This is a genomic window from Janibacter sp. GS2, from assembly GCF_051200835.1.
GTDB lineage: Bacteria > Actinomycetota > Actinomycetes > Actinomycetales > Dermatophilaceae > Janibacter.
In genome coordinates, this window is sequence record NZ_CP195161.1 from 804154 (window position 1) to 820327 (window position 16174).

14 protein-coding genes are annotated in these 16174 nt (G+C 72.4%); 11 read left to right on the forward strand and 3 right to left on the reverse strand.

All coding sequences use genetic code 11. The features are described from left to right. Positions 1-59: 59 nt before the first annotated feature. Complete coding sequence (locus tag ACR9E9_RS03985) at positions 60-1343, reverse strand: pyridoxal phosphate-dependent decarboxylase family protein (protein ID WP_435201925.1); 1284 nt, start codon at positions 1341-1343, stop codon at positions 60-62. A gap of 173 nt (positions 1344-1516) precedes the next feature. Then, entirely contained in the window at positions 1517-2650 is a 1134-nt protein-coding gene (locus ACR9E9_RS03990) for a diacylglycerol/lipid kinase family protein (RefSeq protein WP_435201926.1), read from the reverse strand. Between the two features lie 89 nt (positions 2651-2739). Between ACR9E9_RS03990 and serS the strand changes: the two genes are divergently transcribed. Then, positions 2740-4059, forward strand: coding sequence for a serine--tRNA ligase (gene serS / locus ACR9E9_RS03995; RefSeq protein ID WP_435201927.1), 1320 nt, complete (start codon positions 2740-2742; stop codon positions 4057-4059). Positions 4060-4164: 105 nt separating this feature from the next. Continuing rightward, the gene (locus ACR9E9_RS04000; protein ID WP_435201928.1) at positions 4165-6912 is read left to right on the forward strand and encodes a LuxR C-terminal-related transcriptional regulator; all 2748 of its coding nucleotides are present in this window, start codon (positions 4165-4167) and stop codon (positions 6910-6912) included. A 3-nt stretch (positions 6913-6915) separates the two neighbouring features. Here ACR9E9_RS04000 and ACR9E9_RS04005 read toward each other — a convergent pair whose 3' ends face one another. Then, positions 6916-7566: a DedA family protein gene (locus ACR9E9_RS04005; protein ID WP_435201930.1), complete on the reverse strand. Its 651-nt coding sequence runs from the start codon at positions 7564-7566 to the stop codon at positions 6916-6918. Between the two features lie 93 nt (positions 7567-7659). On the opposite strand from ACR9E9_RS04005, the gene ACR9E9_RS04010 reads away from it, so the two are divergent. From ACR9E9_RS04010 to ACR9E9_RS04050, 9 genes are all read left to right on the forward strand, one after another. After that, positions 7660-8304, forward strand: a complete 645-nt coding sequence (locus ACR9E9_RS04010) for a TrmH family RNA methyltransferase (RefSeq protein ID WP_435201932.1) — start codon at positions 7660-7662, stop codon at positions 8302-8304. Positions 8305-8444: 140 nt separating this feature from the next. Further along, positions 8445-9653, forward strand: coding sequence for a pyridoxal phosphate-dependent aminotransferase (locus tag ACR9E9_RS04015; RefSeq protein ID WP_435201934.1), 1209 nt, complete (start codon positions 8445-8447; stop codon positions 9651-9653). Positions 9654-9823: 170 nt separating this feature from the next. Then, a complete protein-coding gene (gene fbaA, locus ACR9E9_RS04020; protein ID WP_435201936.1) occupies positions 9824-10858 on the forward strand; it encodes a class II fructose-bisphosphate aldolase in 1035 nt (344 codons plus the stop codon). Then, positions 10858-11259: a DUF3151 domain-containing protein gene (locus tag ACR9E9_RS04025; protein ID WP_435201938.1), complete on the forward strand. Its 402-nt coding sequence runs from the start codon at positions 10858-10860 to the stop codon at positions 11257-11259. Before fbaA ends, ACR9E9_RS04025 begins: the two co-directional genes overlap by 1 nt. A 207-nt stretch (positions 11260-11466) precedes the next feature. Further along, positions 11467-12264, forward strand: coding sequence for a hypothetical protein (locus tag ACR9E9_RS04030; RefSeq protein WP_435201939.1), 798 nt, complete (start codon positions 11467-11469; stop codon positions 12262-12264). A gap of 84 nt (positions 12265-12348) precedes the next feature. Then, a complete protein-coding gene (locus tag ACR9E9_RS04035; RefSeq protein ID WP_435201941.1) occupies positions 12349-13638 on the forward strand; it encodes an adenylosuccinate synthase in 1290 nt (429 codons plus the stop codon). A gap of 107 nt (positions 13639-13745) precedes the next feature. Beyond that, positions 13746-13925, forward strand: a complete 180-nt coding sequence (locus ACR9E9_RS04040; RefSeq protein ID WP_435201943.1) for a DUF5302 domain-containing protein — start codon at positions 13746-13748, stop codon at positions 13923-13925. Between the two features lie 101 nt (positions 13926-14026). Continuing rightward, the gene (locus tag ACR9E9_RS04045) at positions 14027-14530 is read left to right on the forward strand and encodes an SRPBCC family protein (protein ID WP_435201945.1); all 504 of its coding nucleotides are present in this window, start codon (positions 14027-14029) and stop codon (positions 14528-14530) included. Next, positions 14527-16125, forward strand: a complete 1599-nt coding sequence (locus ACR9E9_RS04050) for a phytoene desaturase family protein (RefSeq protein ID WP_435201947.1) — start codon at positions 14527-14529, stop codon at positions 16123-16125. The genes ACR9E9_RS04045 and ACR9E9_RS04050 overlap by 4 nt, the downstream gene beginning before the upstream one ends. The last annotated feature ends 49 nt before the right edge of the window (positions 16126-16174 follow it).

Here is a 16174-nt window from a genome sequence, read left to right on the forward strand (position 1 = left end):
CGAAGGCGAGGTTTTCCGGGTCACCCGAGAATCTGGAGGCGCCTGGTGCGCCGCGGGTCTCAGTCCGTGACCGTGAACCGCGCGTCCAGGTGGGCGCGAAGCACGTCGTCGTCCAGGGTGCCGCCGCGCACCATCACCCCGTAGGACAGCCCGCCCGTCCCGGACGGATCCGCGAGCGCCTCGTCGACGGCGGTGTCCAGGTCGGTGAGCAGGGTCTCCAGGACCGTGGCGTGTCGCGGGAAGGTGACGAAGTGCAGGCTCGAGGGCTTGTCCTGGGTGTCGATCCACCACCCGCGCCGGCCCATGGCCTTGGCGAGAGCGGGGACGGACACCTCGGCGTGCCCTGCGGCGAAGACGCCCATCGGCGGGGCGCCGAGGAGCTCGAAGCCGTGATCGATCAGGCCCGCCTGGATCGCCCGGGCGGTGTCCATCACCTGGGCCACGAGCTCGGCGTACCCGGAGCGGCCGAGGGCGCGCATCGCGGTCCAGGCGGCGGCCGCGGCGCCCACCGGCCGGGTGCCGACCACTCCGGAGGAGGCGTAAGCCCCGCCGGGCCAGTCGGTGGAGACGAAGTAGCTGGCGTGCCGCAGGTCGTTGTCGGCGAACAACAGCACGGAGGCGCCCTTGGCGCCGTACCCGTACTTGTGCAGGTCCACCGACACCGAGGTCACTCCGGGGACGTCCAGCCCGAACTCGGGAGGGGTGACGCCCGCCGCGTCGAGGAAGGGGAGGAAGAGACCGCCCATGGCGGCGTCCACGTGCACGCCGATGCCGCGAGCGGCGGCCCTCTCGGCGACCTCGGCGATCGGGTCCACCACGCCGTAGGGGAAGCAGGGCGCGGACAGGCAGATCGCCGCGGTGTCCTCCCCGGCGGCGGCGAGCAGCTCGTCAGGGTCCGGCAGGCCGTCGCTCCCGACGGGGACGAGGGTCACCTCCAGACCGAGGTACGCGGCCGCCTTCCAGAAACCGGGGTGGGCGGTCACCGGCATCACCAGCCCTCGGCCACGTCCGGCGTCCCGGTAGCCCTTCATCGCCACCATGATCGACTCGGTGCCCCCGGTGGTGAAGACCCCGTAGGCGGGAGTCTGCGGGGCGATGACCGAGGCGACCATCTCGATCACCTCGGACTCGAAGCGTTGCACGGACGGGAAGGCGGACGCGGACAGGGCGTTCTCGTGCGCGAAGCGAGCGGCGGCCTCGTCCACCAGGTCCTGGTGCCACTCGGGGGAGTCGTACACCAGGGACCAGCTGCGCCCACCGCGCCAGTCCACGTCACCGGCGGCGGCCTCGGCCCACGCCGCGCGCACCTGGTCCGGGGGGAGTCCGAGGTCGGGAAGAATCACCGTCCGAGAGTACCCGGGGCCCGTCGGTCGAGCTGTGGAGTGCTGGGGCGACTGACCGAGCTCGCTCCCACTCGACAAGACAAACCTCGCCTTCGCAAGAGTTTGAAACTCATGCGAAGGCGAGGTTTTCCGGGTCACCCGAGAATCTGCACGGCGCCTGGTGAGGAGTCGCCTCAGCCGGTCGCGGCGACCCGCACGATGAGGGCCTGCTTGTCGACGGTCACCCGGAGCCGGGACGCCTCGCCGATGACATCGCCGTCGACCTGCACGGGGTGGTCGTCCTCGACCTCGACGGTGTAGACCGCGCCGGACGTGCGGTAGAGCTCGTTGCTGTCCCGCTCGGAGCGGCCGAGCACACGGACGGCGACCGAGCCCCAGCCGATGATCGTCTTCGGGGCGACGACGACGCCGTCGATCAGCCCGTCGTCGAACCGGGCGCTGGGGATGAGCTGGATCCCGCCGGTGAGGGTGCCGCAGTTGCCGAAGAGGATGGTGCGCGCGAGCACGGGGTCCTGCCGCTCGCCGTCGATCGTCCACTGCACGCGGAAGCGCTTGATGAAGATGCTCCGGATGCCGGTGACGAAGTACGCGGTCCAGCCCACGCGCTTCTTCATCTCCTCGCTCGTGTTGCCCATGATCGCGGCGTCGAAGCCCATCCCCGCCATGACGAGGAAGGGGTGCCGCTCGACCGGGGGGCCCTCGATCGGCTCCTCGGCCTGCCCGGTGTCCTCGACCCCCGCCTCCTCGGCTGGGTCGAGCTCGAGCCAGGCGACGTCGATGGCCTTGTTGCGACCGCTGTAGGCGACGGTGAGTGCCCCGGTCAGGTCGGCGCCGACGGGGATGTCGAGGTTGCGGGCCAGCAGGTTGCCGGTGCCCCGGGGCAGCAGGCCCATCGGGGTCCGGGTGCCGGCGAGGGCGACGGCGACCGCGCGGATCGTGCCGTCCCCACCGAGCGGGCAGACGACGTCGACGCCCTTCTCGACGGCCAGACGCGCCTGGCCCGTCCCGGGGTCCTCGATCGTCGTCTCGATGAAGAGCGGCTCGTCCCACCCGAGCGTGGCGCTCGCGGCGGTCAGCTCGGCCCGGACGACGGCGAGGTCGTCGAACTTCGTCGGGTTGATGATGATCGCGGCCCGGCGCGGTGGCGCCTGGTGGCCCGACTTGCGGCGAAAGCTGCTGCGCTCGGGCCGGGGCCGGGCGTGCCGGCCTCGGGTGCCGCCGGGGCCCTTGAGCACGAGGGCCACCACGACGCCGATGAGGATGAGGCAGAGGGCCAGAGTGATGGCCAGCAGGGTCCAGTCAGACACGCCACGTGACGCTACCGCAGCGGCGCTCCCGGGCCTTCGTGCGGACGGTCGGCGCGGCGCCGGTGGTCATCGCGGATATCCTGCGAGGCGTGATCGACCTCAAGCTCCTGCGTGACCAGCCCGATGCCGTCCGAGCGAGCCAGCGTGCCCGTGGTGAGGACGAGTCGCTGGTCGACACCGTCCTGGCCGCGGACGAGCACCGCCGCACCACCATCGGTGCCTTCGAGTCCGCCCGGGCGGAGCAGAAGGCAGCGAGCAAGGAGCTCGGGCCGGTCATGGGGCGGCTCAACGCGGCGCGCAAGGCCGGTGAGGAGGTGGGCGACCTCGAGGCCGAGGCCACCGCCCTTCGTGAGCGGGGCGCAGCGATGTCCGCCCGCGTCAAGGAGCTGGAGGCGGCAGCCGACGAGGCGAAGGGGGAGCTGGACTCCTCCCTTCGGCGCATCGGCAATGTCATCACCGAGGGCGTGCCCGCAGGCGGCGAGGACGACTTCATCGTGCTGGACGAGGTCGGCGCTCCGCGGGACTTCGCGGCGGAGGGCTTCGAGCCGAAGGACCACCTCGAGCTGGGCGAGCTGCTCGGCGCCATCGACATGGAGCGGGGCGCGAAGGTCAGCGGCAGCCGCTTCTACTACCTCACCGGGGTCGGGGCGCGGCTCGAGCTGGCCCTGATGGGGCTGGCCCAGAAGATCGCCTTCGAGGAGGGCTTCACCCCGCTCGTCGTCCCCTCCCTCGTGCGTCCGGAGACGATGGCCGGCACCGGATACCTCGACGCCCACGAGGACGTCTACCACCTGCCCGCCGACGACCTGTACCTCACCGGCACCTCCGAGGTGGCCCTCGCCGGCTTCCACGCCGACGAGATCCTCGACCTGTCCCAGGGGCCGATCCGCTACGTCTCGACGTCGACCTGCTTCCGTCGCGAGGCCGGGAGCTACGGCAAGGACACCCGCGGCATCTTCCGGGTCCACCAGTTCCAGAAGACGGAGATGTTCGTCTTCTGCCGCCCCGAGGACGCCGTCGCCGAGCACGAGAACCTGCTGCGGATCGAGCGGCGCGTCCTCGAGGCGCTCGAGCTGCCCTACCGCGTCATCGATGTCGCCGCCGGCGACCTCGGCGGCCCGGCGTCGCGCAAGTACGACTGCGAGGCGTGGGTGCCGACCCAGTCGAAGTACCGCGAGCTGACGTCCACGAGCAACTGCACGACCTTCCAGGCGCGTCGGCTCGCGATCCGCGAGCGTGAGCCGGCGGGCTCGGGCACCCGCACCGTCGCGACGCTCAACGGCACCGCGATCACGAGCACCCGCCCGATCGTCGCCCTCCTGGAGAACCACCAGCTGGCCGACGGCTCGGTCCGTGTCCCGGACGCGCTGCGCCCCTTCCTCGGCCTCGACGCGCTGCCCGTGCGCTGACCGCCTCGGAGCGTGGTCCGATCCACCCGGACGACAGAGGCTCCGGTGGTGCCCCGTTCATCTCCCAGAGCTACGTTGGGGGGTCACCCCGACGAGGAGGACGCGTTGAATCTCGCAGTGCGACCGCTGCCGGACGGCCCGCCGGACCCGGTCGGCCGTGCGCGCCTCATCGCCTCGGTGACCAGCCGTGTCCTCGACGGCCAGGCCGTGGCCGTGCACGGGCCGCGCGGGATGGGCCGCAGCACCTTCCTCGCGGCGGTCGCTGCCGCCGTCCCGCAGTCGATCAGCGTCCGGCTGCACCGACGCGGCATCCCCGGCCACGGGGCCTCGGTCGTCGCCGCGGGCTTCCCCCAGGCGACCCTCGACGAGCTGCCCGAGCGGATGCGCGCGATGTTGCTCGACCCACGCGCGCTGCCGGCCACGGACGCGGTGACCCGCCTGGGCGACGCCCTCACCGAGCTGCTCACCACACAGGCGGCGTCGGCCCCCTTCGTCCTCGTCCTCGATGACGCCCAGCACCTTGACACGGTGAGCCTGTCGGCGCTGCGCGTCGCGGCCTCCCGCTCGCTCGGCTCCGGGGCGCTCGGGGTCCTCGTCGGCGTCGGGCCGCCCGAGCCGGACCCGCAGACCGGGTTCATCGCCACGGTCGCCGCGGCACGGGAGGTGCCCCTGCTGCACATCGACCTGCAGCCCTTCGCCGCGGCCGACACCGTGGGGCTGCTCACCGCGCACGGTGTCCCCACCGACACCGCGCTGTGGGCGCACCGGGAGTCCGGTGGGAACCCGGGACTGGCCCGGGAGATCGCGGACGCGGTCGACGGGCTGCCCCCCACCGAGGCGGCCCGGGAGCTGGGCAGCCTCGCCCGCCGGAGCACCCGCGCCCTCTCCGAGCCGGTGCGGGCGACGCTGCAGCGGATCGCGGCCATGCACCAGCCGACGACGGCGATCCTCTCCCGCCTCGGTGGCGAGGACGCGGTCGCGAGCATCCGCACCGCCCGCGCGCTGGGACTCCTCGTGACCGAGGACGACTACCTCAGGCTCACCCCGGCCGCGCTCGGCGACGTCCTCCTCGAGTCCGTCGACAGCGATGCCCTCATCGCCCTGCACCGCGAGCTGGCCGAGCACGCCGACAGCGAGGGACTGACCCGCTTCCACCTGGCCCTCGCCGGCGACACCGGTACGACTCCCGCGTCCCTGGCCTCCGCGGCCCGCGGGTGTGCGGCGAAGGGGGAGCACGACCTCGCGGCGCAGCTCTACCTCCTGGCGGCCGACGCGGGGACCGAGGAGCGGGCCGAGTGGCTCACCCTCTGCCTGGAGAACGCCGTCATCGGCAAGGAGACTCGCGTCCTGCACCGGGCCACCCTGGCCGCCGGCGAGCTGACCGACCCCGGGCTGGCCGTGCGCGCCAAGCTCGCCCTCCTCGAGCTGGGCGACGCCGCTCCCGACGAGGTGCTCGTCGCCGCCCTGCACGAGTCACGCACCGACCCGGACCTGCAGGCGCGGGTGCTGCTGCAGCGGGCCCGGATCCTCGCGGGCACGCACGACCTGCGCACCGCCTTCGACGTCGCCCACCGCGCGGTGGAGCTCGCCGGCCGCGCCGGTCGCACCGACATCGCCGTCGACGCGCTGACCGTCGGCGCCTCCGTGGGACGCGCCCTGGGTGACCCGGCGGCGGGTCGGCTCATCCACGAGGCGGCAGCGCTCGCGGGCGAGCCGCGGCCCGGCCAGATCCACACCTCCGCCCGGTACATCGCCGCCCGCTTCGCCCTCCACGACGATGACCTGCGCACGGCGCGGGCCGAGTTCGTCGACATGCTCTCCCGCGTCGGTCCGGACGCGGGGTACGACACCGTCCACGTGCTGCGCAGCCTCGTCGAGACCGTCGCCAGGCAGGGCCGTGGGCGCGAGGCGCTCGAGCTCGCCGGCCGAGCCACCCGGGCGGCGACGCACTTCGACACCCCCGTCGCGACGACGTGGTTCATCGAGGCCATCGCCGAGGGTGCCGGGGGCTCCTTCGACAGGTCGCGGTCCGTGAGCGCACGGGGGGTCGAGCTCGCCCGTCGCGACCACGACGAGCGCTACCTGCGCCGCCACCTCGCCCACCTCGGTCTGGCGCTGCTGCACCTCGACGAGCTGGATCTGGCGGTGGAGGCCTTCCGCGAGCTGCGGCGGATCGACGCCACCTCCGGGATCCGGGACGTCACCGCCCTTCGCTGGCACACCGACGCCGTGATGGCCCTCGCGCTGACCGGTGCGGCCGACGAGGCCGAGGGCCTGCTCGCGGAGGTCCGGGAGGCCATCGACGACGGGCGCGGCTCGCCGGGCGTCGCTGCGGCCGCCGACCGGGCCGCCGCGGAGATCGCTGCTGCCCGCGGTGACCTCGATGCCGCGCGTGACCTCGCCACCGGGTCGGCGGCGGCCGCGGAGGAGCACCGACTGCCGATCGAGCAGGCCCGCTCGCTCGTCACCCTCGCCCACGTCGAGCGCCGGGCCCGCCGGTCCGGCCGCAGTCGCGAGGCCGCGGCGCGGGCCCGCGAGGTGCTGCGGCCGCTGCACGCCGTGCCGTGGAGCGACTGGGTGCAGGCGCGCTTCCCCGAGGGGGCCGCCCTGCACACCCTCGAGCCGGAGGAGCCGGATGCTGCGGACCCGCAGACCGCGCTGTCCTCACTCACGCTCACCGAGCAGCAGGTCGCCGGCCTCGTCGCGGACGGGTCGAGCAACCGGGAGATCGCCCAGCGCCTGCACCTGAGCGTCAAGACCGTCGAGGGGACGTTGACCCGGATCTACCGCAAGAGCGGGGTGCGCTCGCGCACGCAGCTGGCCGCGATGGTCCTCGGCCACGGCCCGCGCTGACGCTCAGTCAAGGGTCTCGATGTCGATGGAGTCGTCCGGGTCCTGCGTGCGGCGCATCGACCGGCGGACCAGCCAGGCGATCGTGCCGAGCACCGCGAGGATGATCAGGGCGTAGACGACCTTGCTGATCGGGTCCATGTACCGCTCGACGAGCTCGTAGCGGTCGCCGAGCTGGTAGCCGATCGCCACGAAGAGGCTGTTCCAGATCAGCGACCCGGCCGTGGTGAAGCCGAGGAAGCTCCCCAGCCGCATCCGGTCGATGCCGGCCGGGACCGAGATGAGGCTGCGGATCCCGGGGATGAAGCGTCCGAAGAAGACCGCCTTCGGCCCGTGCCTGGTGAACCACGCATCGGCCTTGTCGATGTCGGCGACGTCGACGAGCGGCATCCGGTGCGCGATGACCTTCAGCCGTTCCAGGCCCAGGGCGGCGCCGATGCCGTAGAGCAGCAGTGCGCCGGCGACCGATCCGAGCGTCGCCCACAGGACCGCCTCGACGGGCGTGTAGTGACCCTGGGCGGAGGTGAAGCCGGCCAGGGGCAGGATCACCTCGCTGGGGATCGGCGGGAAGATGTTCTCGAGGAAGATGCCCAGCGCGATGCCGGGACCCCCGATCTGCTCCATGAGATCGAGGACCCACTCGACGATGGTGTTCATGCGGCCCTTCCGAGGCGATGGCGTCTACGGTGGGGGCTCGTGGGCTCCCCGGATGATCATGCCAAGGCTAGGAGTGCTTCCTCCGCACCTGCTGTGAGCCATGGTGTCGGACCGTGGGTCGGGCCGTGGCCCTCGGACCCCCGACTCGACCCGGACCTGCTGCGCGAGGGCGACCGCCGCAATGTCGAGGACCACTACCGGTACTGGTCCCACGAGGCCATCACCGCCGACCTCGCGACCCGTCGGCACGCCTTCCACGTCGCGATCGAGAACTGGGAGCACGACTTCAACATCGGCTCGGTCGTCCGCACCGCCAATGCGATGGGGGCCGCCGCCTTCCACATCGTCGGCAAGCGGCGCTGGAACCGCCGGGGCGCGATGGTCACCGACCGCTACCAGGAGGAGCACCACCACGCGGACGTCGCCGGCCTCGTGGACTGGTCGGCGACGGCGGGCGAAGGGGGGAGCCCCCTTCGCCTCATCGGCATCGACAACGTCCCCGGCTCGGTGCCGATCGAGACCCACGACCTGCCGCGCGAGTGCGTGCTCGTCCTCGGACAGGAGGGCCCGGGGATCTCCCCGGAGATGCTCGCGGCCTGCGACGTGGTGCTGGAGATCAGCCAGTTCGGCTCGACCCGCTCGATGAACGCCGGTGCGGCCGCGGCCATCGCCATGCACGCCTGGGTCCGGCGCCACCACTTCGGTCAGGAGCCCCGTGACCGCGCCACCGGGGCGTGACCGGGACACCTGCACACGACCGCGTCACGACCCGGCCGGGTGCGCCCTTCCCGGCCGTGGCGGGAGACTCCGGCCCGTGGCGAAGGGGGGATGGGCCGCGCCCCTCCGCCGCACCGGGCGCCCGGTGTGAGGATGTGGGCATGACCCTTCCTGCGATGGGGCCCTCCGCGCGCTCGGCCGTGGCCCCCTTCGAAGTCATGGACGTCCTCGCCCGCGTGGCCGCGATGCGCGCGGCGGGTCGCGACGTCATCTCGCTGTGTGCCGGTGAGCCCAGCCAGGGCGCCCCGAGCGCGGTGCACGCCGCGGCCGCGCGCACCCACACCGAGCAGCGCGCTCTCGGGTACACGCCGGCCCTGGGGACGAGCGCCCTGCGCGCGGCGATCGGGGGTCACTACTCGCGCTGGTACGGCCTCGACATCGCCCCGGCCGAGGTGGCGGTGACGACCGGCTCGTCCGGTGGCTTCGTCCTCGCCTTCCTCGCGGCCTTCGACCACGGTGACCGGGTCGCCCTGGCCCGCCCCGGGTACCCCGCCTACCGCAACATCCTCGGCGGCCTGGGCTGCGAGGTCGTCGACCTGCCGACCGGACCGGCCGAGCGCTACCAGCCGACCGTGGCCCAGCTCGAGGCCGCCCACGCGCACGCGCCGCTGGCCGGGCTCATCCTCGCCTCCCCGGCCAATCCCACCGGCACGATGGTCGACCGGGGCGAGCTCACGGCGATCGCCGCCTGGTGCACCGCGCACGGCGTGCGCCTCGTGAGCGACGAGATCTACCACGGCGTCACCTACGCCGACCCCGGCTCACCCGATGCGAAGGGGGTCTGCGCCCGGGAGGTCGACGAGCACGCCATCGTCGTCTCCTCCTTCAGCAAGTACTGGGGGATGACCGGGTGGCGCCTGGGCTGGCTGCTCGTGCCCGCGGACCTGCGCGCCGCGGTGGACGCGCTCGCGGGCAACCTCGCGCTCTGCCCGCCGGCGGGGGCGCAGGAGGCAGCGGTCGAGGCCTTCGCCGAGGAGTCCTATGCCGAGTGCGAGACGGCCCGGACCGGGTTCGCCCGGGCTCGTGCGGTGCTGCTCGAACGGGCCCCGGACCTCGGGTGGGGGACCGCGGCCCCCGCCGACGGGGCCTTCTACTACTGGGCCGACCTCGGGGACCACCTCGACGGGTTCGCCGACGCCGGGGAGTACGCGGCGGCGCTCCTCGAGGCGACGGGTGTGGCGGTGACCCCCGGTGGTGACTTCGACCCCGTCGTCGGCCACCGGTGCGTGCGCCTGTCTCTCGCGGCCGGCCCCGAGGCCATCGCCGAGGCGCTCGACCGGATCATCGCCTGGCAGCAGTCGCGCCGGTGACCACCCCCACCACCCGAACCCCCACCCCCACCGCATCTGCCTAGGCAGATGCGGTGCCCGGTGCGCCCCCTTGCGCATCTGCCTAGGCAGATGCGGCCGTGTGGCCCCGCAGTGAGCGGGTCTGGGAGGATCAGGGACAACACCACCCATCGCGCCAGGAGGCTGCCGCCATGCCCATCGCCACTCCCGACGTCTATCGCGACATGCTCGATCGCGCGAAGGCCGGGTCCTTCGCCTATCCCGCCATCAACGTCACCTCGAGCCAGACCCTCAACGCGGCGATCCGCGGCTTCGCCGAGGCGGGCAGCGACGGCATCGTGCAGGTCTCGACGGGCGGTGGCGAGTACCTCTCCGGGCCCACGATCAAGAACATGGTCACCGGTTCCCTCGCCCTCGCGGCCTACGCGCAGGAGGTGGCGAAGAACTACGACGTCAACATCGCCCTCCACACCGACCACTGCCCCCAGGACAAGCTCGCCGGCTTCGTCGAGCCGCTGCTCGCCGCGAGCAAGGAGCGCAAGGACAAGACCGGCCTGCCGATCTTCCAGTCGCACATGTGGGACGGGTCGGCCGTGCCGCTGGAGGAGAACCTGCGGATCGCCCAGGAGCTCCTCGAGCGCTCCGCGGCGGCCGACATCATCCTCGAGGTCGAGATCGGCGTCGTCGGTGGCGAGGAGGACGGCGTCGCCCACGAGATCAACGACAAGCTCTACACGACCCCCGAGGACACCCTGAAGATGGTCGAGGCCCTCGGCCTCGGCGAGAAGGGTCGCTACATGGCCGCCCTGACCTTCGGCAACGTCCACGGCGTCTACAAGCCGGGCAACGTCAAGCTCCGCCCCGAGATCCTCAAGCAGTGCCAGGACGCGGTCGTCGCCGAGCACGGCTCGGACCGGGGCGAGCGCCCGCTCGACCTCGTCTTCCACGGTGGCTCCGGCTCCACCGCGCAGGAGATCAGCGACGCGGTCGACTTCGGCGTCATCAAGATGAACGTCGACACCGACACCCAGTACGCCTTCACCCGCCCGGTCGCCCACTGGATGCTGCAGAACTACGAGGGTGTCCTCAAGGTCGATGGCGAGGTCGGCAACAAGAAGCAGTACGACCCCCGCGCCTGGGGCAAGGAGGCCGAGGCGGCCATGGCGGCCCGCGTCGTCGAGGCCTGCGAGAACCTGCGCTCCGCCGGGACGTCGGTGAAGGCCTGATGGACAACCTGCTGCACATCCCCGAGACGAAGCTCCCCGAGGACCCCTCAGCGGCGCGGATCGACGCCGGTGAGGACGCCGCCTCGGTGGCGGCGGACCTCCCTTCGTCCTCCCTGCCGTGGGCGGTGCTCGCCGAGGGCGCACTCGACGGCGGCCGCACCATCGAGGCCTACGCCTATGCCCGCACCGGATACCACCGCGGGCTCGACGCGCTGCGTCGCTCCGGGTGGAAGGGCCAGGGCCCGGTGCCGTGGTCGCACCTGCCCAACCGCGGCTTCCTGCGGGCCCTCGCGACCCTCGCCCAGGCCGCCGACCAGATCGGTGAGACCGAGGAGGAGCAGCGCTGCAGCGGCCTCCTCGCGGACTCCTCACCGGAGGCGGCGCGCGAGCTGCTCGGCTGAGCCCGTCGCACGAGGAAGGGCGTCACGACCGTGGTCGTGACGCCCTTCCTCGTGTGCGGCCGGCGTCCCCTGTCCGGAAAAGGTGAAGGGGGGGCGCCGCTGTGAAGTCCCCTGATTCCATCCGCGGCGCCCCCGCGTGAGGCCATTCTGCCGCACGCCCGCCGTAAAATATGGCATGAAGCGGCCAGTGGCACTAACATGCCAATCATGTCTTCTACGGACGATTTCGGCGACGAGCCGCTGCGGCGGCTGGAGCAGTACCTCGCCGACGACACCCAGCGGGTCGAGGAGGCCAGGGGCAAGCTCGTCGACATCGGTGACGCGCTGATGACACTGCGTGCGCGGATGCACAACATCGACCTCGGGAACGACCCCGGGGTGCAGGTGCTCACGCAGGAGATGGCGACCCCGATGATCGACCGGTTGGCCGGCAGCGTCGAGCGCACCGACAACGTCGTCCTCGATGTCGCCGTGGGTGCCGGTAGCGACGAGATCAACTCACGGCACGAACGCAACCGGGCCGTCGAGGGGCAGCTGCAGCGCACCCTGGTGCACCCGGCCGTCCTCGAGTCCGAGCTCGCCCGCACCGAGCTCGCGGCGAAGCGCGGCACGGGCCAGCTGCAACGCGTCTCCGACCACGTCGAGACGGAGTTCCTCGTCCTCGGGGACGAGGCCGTCATCACGCTCTCGGCCTGGGCGGACCCGGCGTCGCCGTACGTCGTCATCCGCAACCCGGCGCTCATCGCCTGCTTCTGCGCGTGGTTCGAGGTCATGTGGTCGCTCGCCCCCGAGGTGGTGGCCCTGGAGGGAGGGTCCGATGACGCCCTGGTCCGGATGCTCGCGCTCGGCGTCAAGGACGAGACGATCGCGCGCACCCTGCACGTCGGTCTGCGCACCGTGCGGCGCCGGACCGCGGCCCTGATGGACCAGTACGGTGCGAGTACCCGCTTTCAGCTCGGAGCCGTCCTGGAGCGCGAGGGCCGGCTGCCGGGGCCCGCTCGCTAGACTGTGTCGGTCAGCAGCCGTGGGGCCTCCCGCGGCTGATGTGTTGTCGAGACCCGCTCCCACGAGTGCGGGCGAGGAGGACCGATGCCGGCGATCGTGCTGATCGGAGCCCAGTGGGGGGACGAGGGCAAGGGCAAGGCCACCGACCTCATGGGCAACGACGTGGACTACGTCGTGAAGTTCAACGGTGGCAACAACGCGGGCCACACCGTCGTCATCGAGGGTGAGAAGTACGCCCTGCACCTCCTGCCGTCGGGCATCCTCACGCCGAGCGTCGTCCCGGTCATCGGCAACGGTGTCGTCATCGACCTCGAGGTCCTCTTCGAGGAGCTCGACGGGCTCGATGCCCGGGGAGTCGACACCTCCAAGCTGCTCATCAGCGCCAACGCGCACCTCATCCCGCCGTACAACCGGACGCTGGACAAGGTCACCGAGCGCTTCCTCGGCAAGCGGAAGATCGGGACCACCGGCCGTGGGATCGGCCCGACCTACTCGGACAAGATGAACCGCGTCGGCATCCGCGTCCAGGACATCTTCGACGAGGGCATCCTGCGGCAGAAGGTCGAGGCCGCCCTGGCCTTCAAGAACCAGGTCCTGGCGAAGATCTACAACACGCGCGCCTCGGACGTGGACGAGGTCGTCGAGGAGCTGCTCTCCTACGCCGATCGGCTGCGCCCGATGGTCGTCGACGCCAGTCTCGAGCTGGAGAAGGCCCTCGACGCCGGCCAGAACGTCCTGCTCGAAGCCGGCCAGGCCACCCTGCTGGACGTCGACCACGGCACCTACCCCTTCGTCACGTCCTCCTCCGCGACCGCCGGTGGTGCGTGCACCGGGTCGGGCATCCCCCCGGCCCGGGTCAGCCGGGTCATCGCCATCCTCAAGGCCTACTCCACGCGCGTCGGCGAGGGGCCCTTCCCGACCGAGCTCTTCGACGACGACGGTGAGTTCCTCCGCAAGACCGGCGCGGAGTACGGCACGACGACCGGACGTCCCCGTCGCTGCGGTTGGCTCGATGCCGTGGTCGGCCGCTACGCGACCCGGATCAACGGCGTCACGGACTTCGTCATCACCAAGCTCGACGTCCTCACCGGCCTGGAGCGGGTGCCGATCTGTGTCGGTTACGAGATCGACGGCGAGCGGGTGGACGAGATGCCCGTCAGCCAGTCCGACGTCCACCACGCGCAGCCGATCTACGAGTACCTCGACGGGTGGTGGGAGGACATCAGCGCCTGCCGCACCTTCGAGGAGCTGCCGGCCAATGCCCGCGCCTACGTCCTGCGGGCCGAGGAGCTCATCGGCGCTCGCGTCTCGGCCATCGGTGTCGGTCCCGGTCGTGACGAGATCATCCAGCGCCACCCTCTGCTCGACTCCTGAGGCCGACCGCCGGCACGGAAAAGCCATTGCCGCCGCCCCCCTTCGTCCGCGAGGGTGGGGTCAGGCGCCGCAGTTGCGGCTCCGACCGGCGACGAAGGGAGGTCCCCATGGGTCACCACGAGAGCGCACCCGAGGACATGAAGGCGAAGTTCCGGGAGGCGCTGGAGAAGAAGCAGTCGCACGGCGGAGCGGATGTCTCGCCGAATGGCGCGCACGGCAAGGTCGAGGACGCGCATCGCGCCGAGACCAGTGGCGCGCAGCAGATGTTCCGCCGCAAGAGCGGCTGACCGACTCTCCTTGACGACGGCCCCCGGAGCAGATGCTCCGGGGGCCGTTTATCTGCCCGCGGTCTGGTTATGGTCAGGGCACCCGACACGTGAGGTGCGAGATGGCGCAGGACCCGAACGGCAAGGACCATGCGGTGGCGCTGACCCACTCCGCCACGATCCGCGAGACGACGTCGGCACCTGCGGATCGGGTGTGGGCGATCATCGCCGACGGCTGGACCTACGGCGCGTGGGTCGTGGGGGCCTCCCGGGTGCGATCCGTCGACGAGGCGTGGCCGGCGGTGGGGGCGACCCTCCACCACTCGGTGGGGGTGTGGCCCCTCGTCCGCGACGACGTCACCTCGGTCCTCGAGGTCGAGTCCGGACGACGCCTGCTGCTCGCCGCGCGTGTGCATCCGGTGGGGACCCAGGCCGTGGAGCTGACGATCACGCCCAGCGGCGAAGGGAGCATCGTCACCATGCGCGAGGAGGTCACCCACGGGCCCCTGCGGTTGGTCCCCCGTCGGCTGCGTCAGGTGGGTCTCACGCTCCGCAACCGCGAGGCCGTGCGCCGCCTCTGCCTGCTGGCCGCGCGGTCCCCCGACGACGCGCGAGAGGGGCGGTGACCGTGGACGAGGTCGATGCCGTCGTCGTGGGGGCCGGTCACCACGGTCTCGTCACCGCGGCGGTCCTGGCCGACGCAGGCTGGTCGGTCCTCGTGCTCGAGGAGCGCGACCGGGTCGGGGGCGCGGTCTCCAGTCGCGAGAGCGACGGGTGGATCGAGGACGAGTTCAGCGCCTGCCATCCGTTGGCGCTCGCCTCGCCCGTGCTGCGCGAGCTCGACCTGGGGTCCCACGGACTCGCGTGGTCACACGCGCAGCGACCCCTGGCGCACGTCAGTCGGCCGGGGGGGTCGGGCGTCGCCCTGCACACCGTGGCCGAGGACACGGCCGCGGCCCTCGACCGCGAGCACCCCGGGGACGGCGCTGCCTGGCTCGACATGGTCGCGCACTGGGACCGGGTGCGGGATCCGCTCCTGTCCGCCCTCCTCACCCGCTGGCCGCCGGTCAAGGACACGGCACGACTGGTCGCCCGACTGGGGCTGCGCGGGGCGCCGGACCTCGCGCGCCTGGCCCTGCTGCCCGTGGCACAGCTGGGGTGGGAGACCTTCGGTGGCCAGGGGGGTCGCGATCTGCTCGCCGGCAACGCCATGCACGCCGACATCCCTCCGACCTCGGCCGGCAGCGGCCTCTACGGGTGGCTCATGTCGATGCTGGCGCAGGACGTCGGCTTCCCCTCGCCGCGCGGTGGCACGAGTCAGCTCGCCGAGGCACTGCGGCGCCGGGCCGAGTCCACGGGTGCCCGGGTCGAGACGGGGGTCTCGGTGCACCGCATCCAGGTGCGTGGTCGGCGGGTCAGCAGCGTGCAGACGCAGGACGGGCGCACCATCCGCGTCCGGCGGGCCGTGGTGGCGGACACCAGCGCCCAGCAGCTGTACACCCGGCTGCTCGACTCCGACGCCGTCCCGGGGGGCCTGCGCCGCCGACTGCGCCGGTTCACCTGGGACCTGCCCACGGTCAAGCTGAACTTCCGCCTCGCCGGCCCGGCGCCGTGGACGGCACCGGCCGCCCACGGCGCCGCCGTGGTGCATGCCGGCCAGGACCTGGCCGGCATCACCCGTTGGGCCGCTGACCTGGAGTCGGAGCGGGTGCCCGAGCGCCCCTTCGCCCTCGTCGGGCAGATGTCGACGATCGACGCAGGACGCTCCCCGGCCGGCACCGAGGCGTTGTGGTTGTACACGCACCTGCCGCGGGGCATGCACGACGACGCCCGCGCGGTCCGCGAGACGATCGACGGCAGCGAGCGCCTGCTCGAGTCGCTGGCACCCGGCTTCGCGGCCCTCGTGACCGACCGGTGGGTGCAGACGCCGCGGGACTTGCAGGCCAGCGACGCGAACCTCGGGCAGGGGGCCGTCGGTGGTGGCACCCAGCAACTCTTCCAGCAGGCCCTGTGGCGTCCCGTCACCGGTCTGGGCGGGCCGCGCACCCACGTCGAGGGTCTCTACCTCGGCAGCGCCGCCGTCCACCCCGGCGGCGGTGTCCACGGGGGGTGCGGGTACCTGGCCGCCCGGGCGGCGCTGCAGGACTCACGGTGGTGGGGCACCCCCCGCTCGCGGATGTCGTTGGCCGTCCTGCACCGCCTCTACGACGACGGCCCCTGACCGCACAGTCCGACGACGCCCACCGCGGCGGGCGTCAGCGTGGCGGTCG

Excerpts from the sequence above, each read along its gene's own strand:
- ACR9E9_RS04030 (WP_435201939.1), top strand. The coding sequence starts at position 11,467 with ATGTCTTCTACGGACGATTTCGGCGACGAGCCGCTGCGGCGGCTGGAG.
- ACR9E9_RS04015 (WP_435201934.1), top strand. The coding sequence starts at position 8,445 with ATGACCCTTCCTGCGATGGGGCCCTCCGCGCGCTCGGCCGTGGCCCCC.
- ACR9E9_RS04025 (WP_435201938.1), top strand. The coding sequence starts at position 10,858 with ATGGACAACCTGCTGCACATCCCCGAGACGAAGCTCCCCGAGGACCCC.
- fbaA (WP_435201936.1), top strand. The coding sequence starts at position 9,824 with ATGCCCATCGCCACTCCCGACGTCTATCGCGACATGCTCGATCGCGCG.
- ACR9E9_RS04045 (WP_435201945.1), top strand. The coding sequence starts at position 14,027 with ATGGCGCAGGACCCGAACGGCAAGGACCATGCGGTGGCGCTGACCCAC.
- ACR9E9_RS04035 (WP_435201941.1), top strand. The coding sequence starts at position 12,349 with ATGCCGGCGATCGTGCTGATCGGAGCCCAGTGGGGGGACGAGGGCAAG.
- ACR9E9_RS04040 (WP_435201943.1), top strand. The coding sequence starts at position 13,746 with ATGGGTCACCACGAGAGCGCACCCGAGGACATGAAGGCGAAGTTCCGG.
- ACR9E9_RS04005 (WP_435201930.1), bottom strand. The coding sequence starts at position 7,566 with ATGAACACCATCGTCGAGTGGGTCCTCGATCTCATGGAGCAGATCGGG.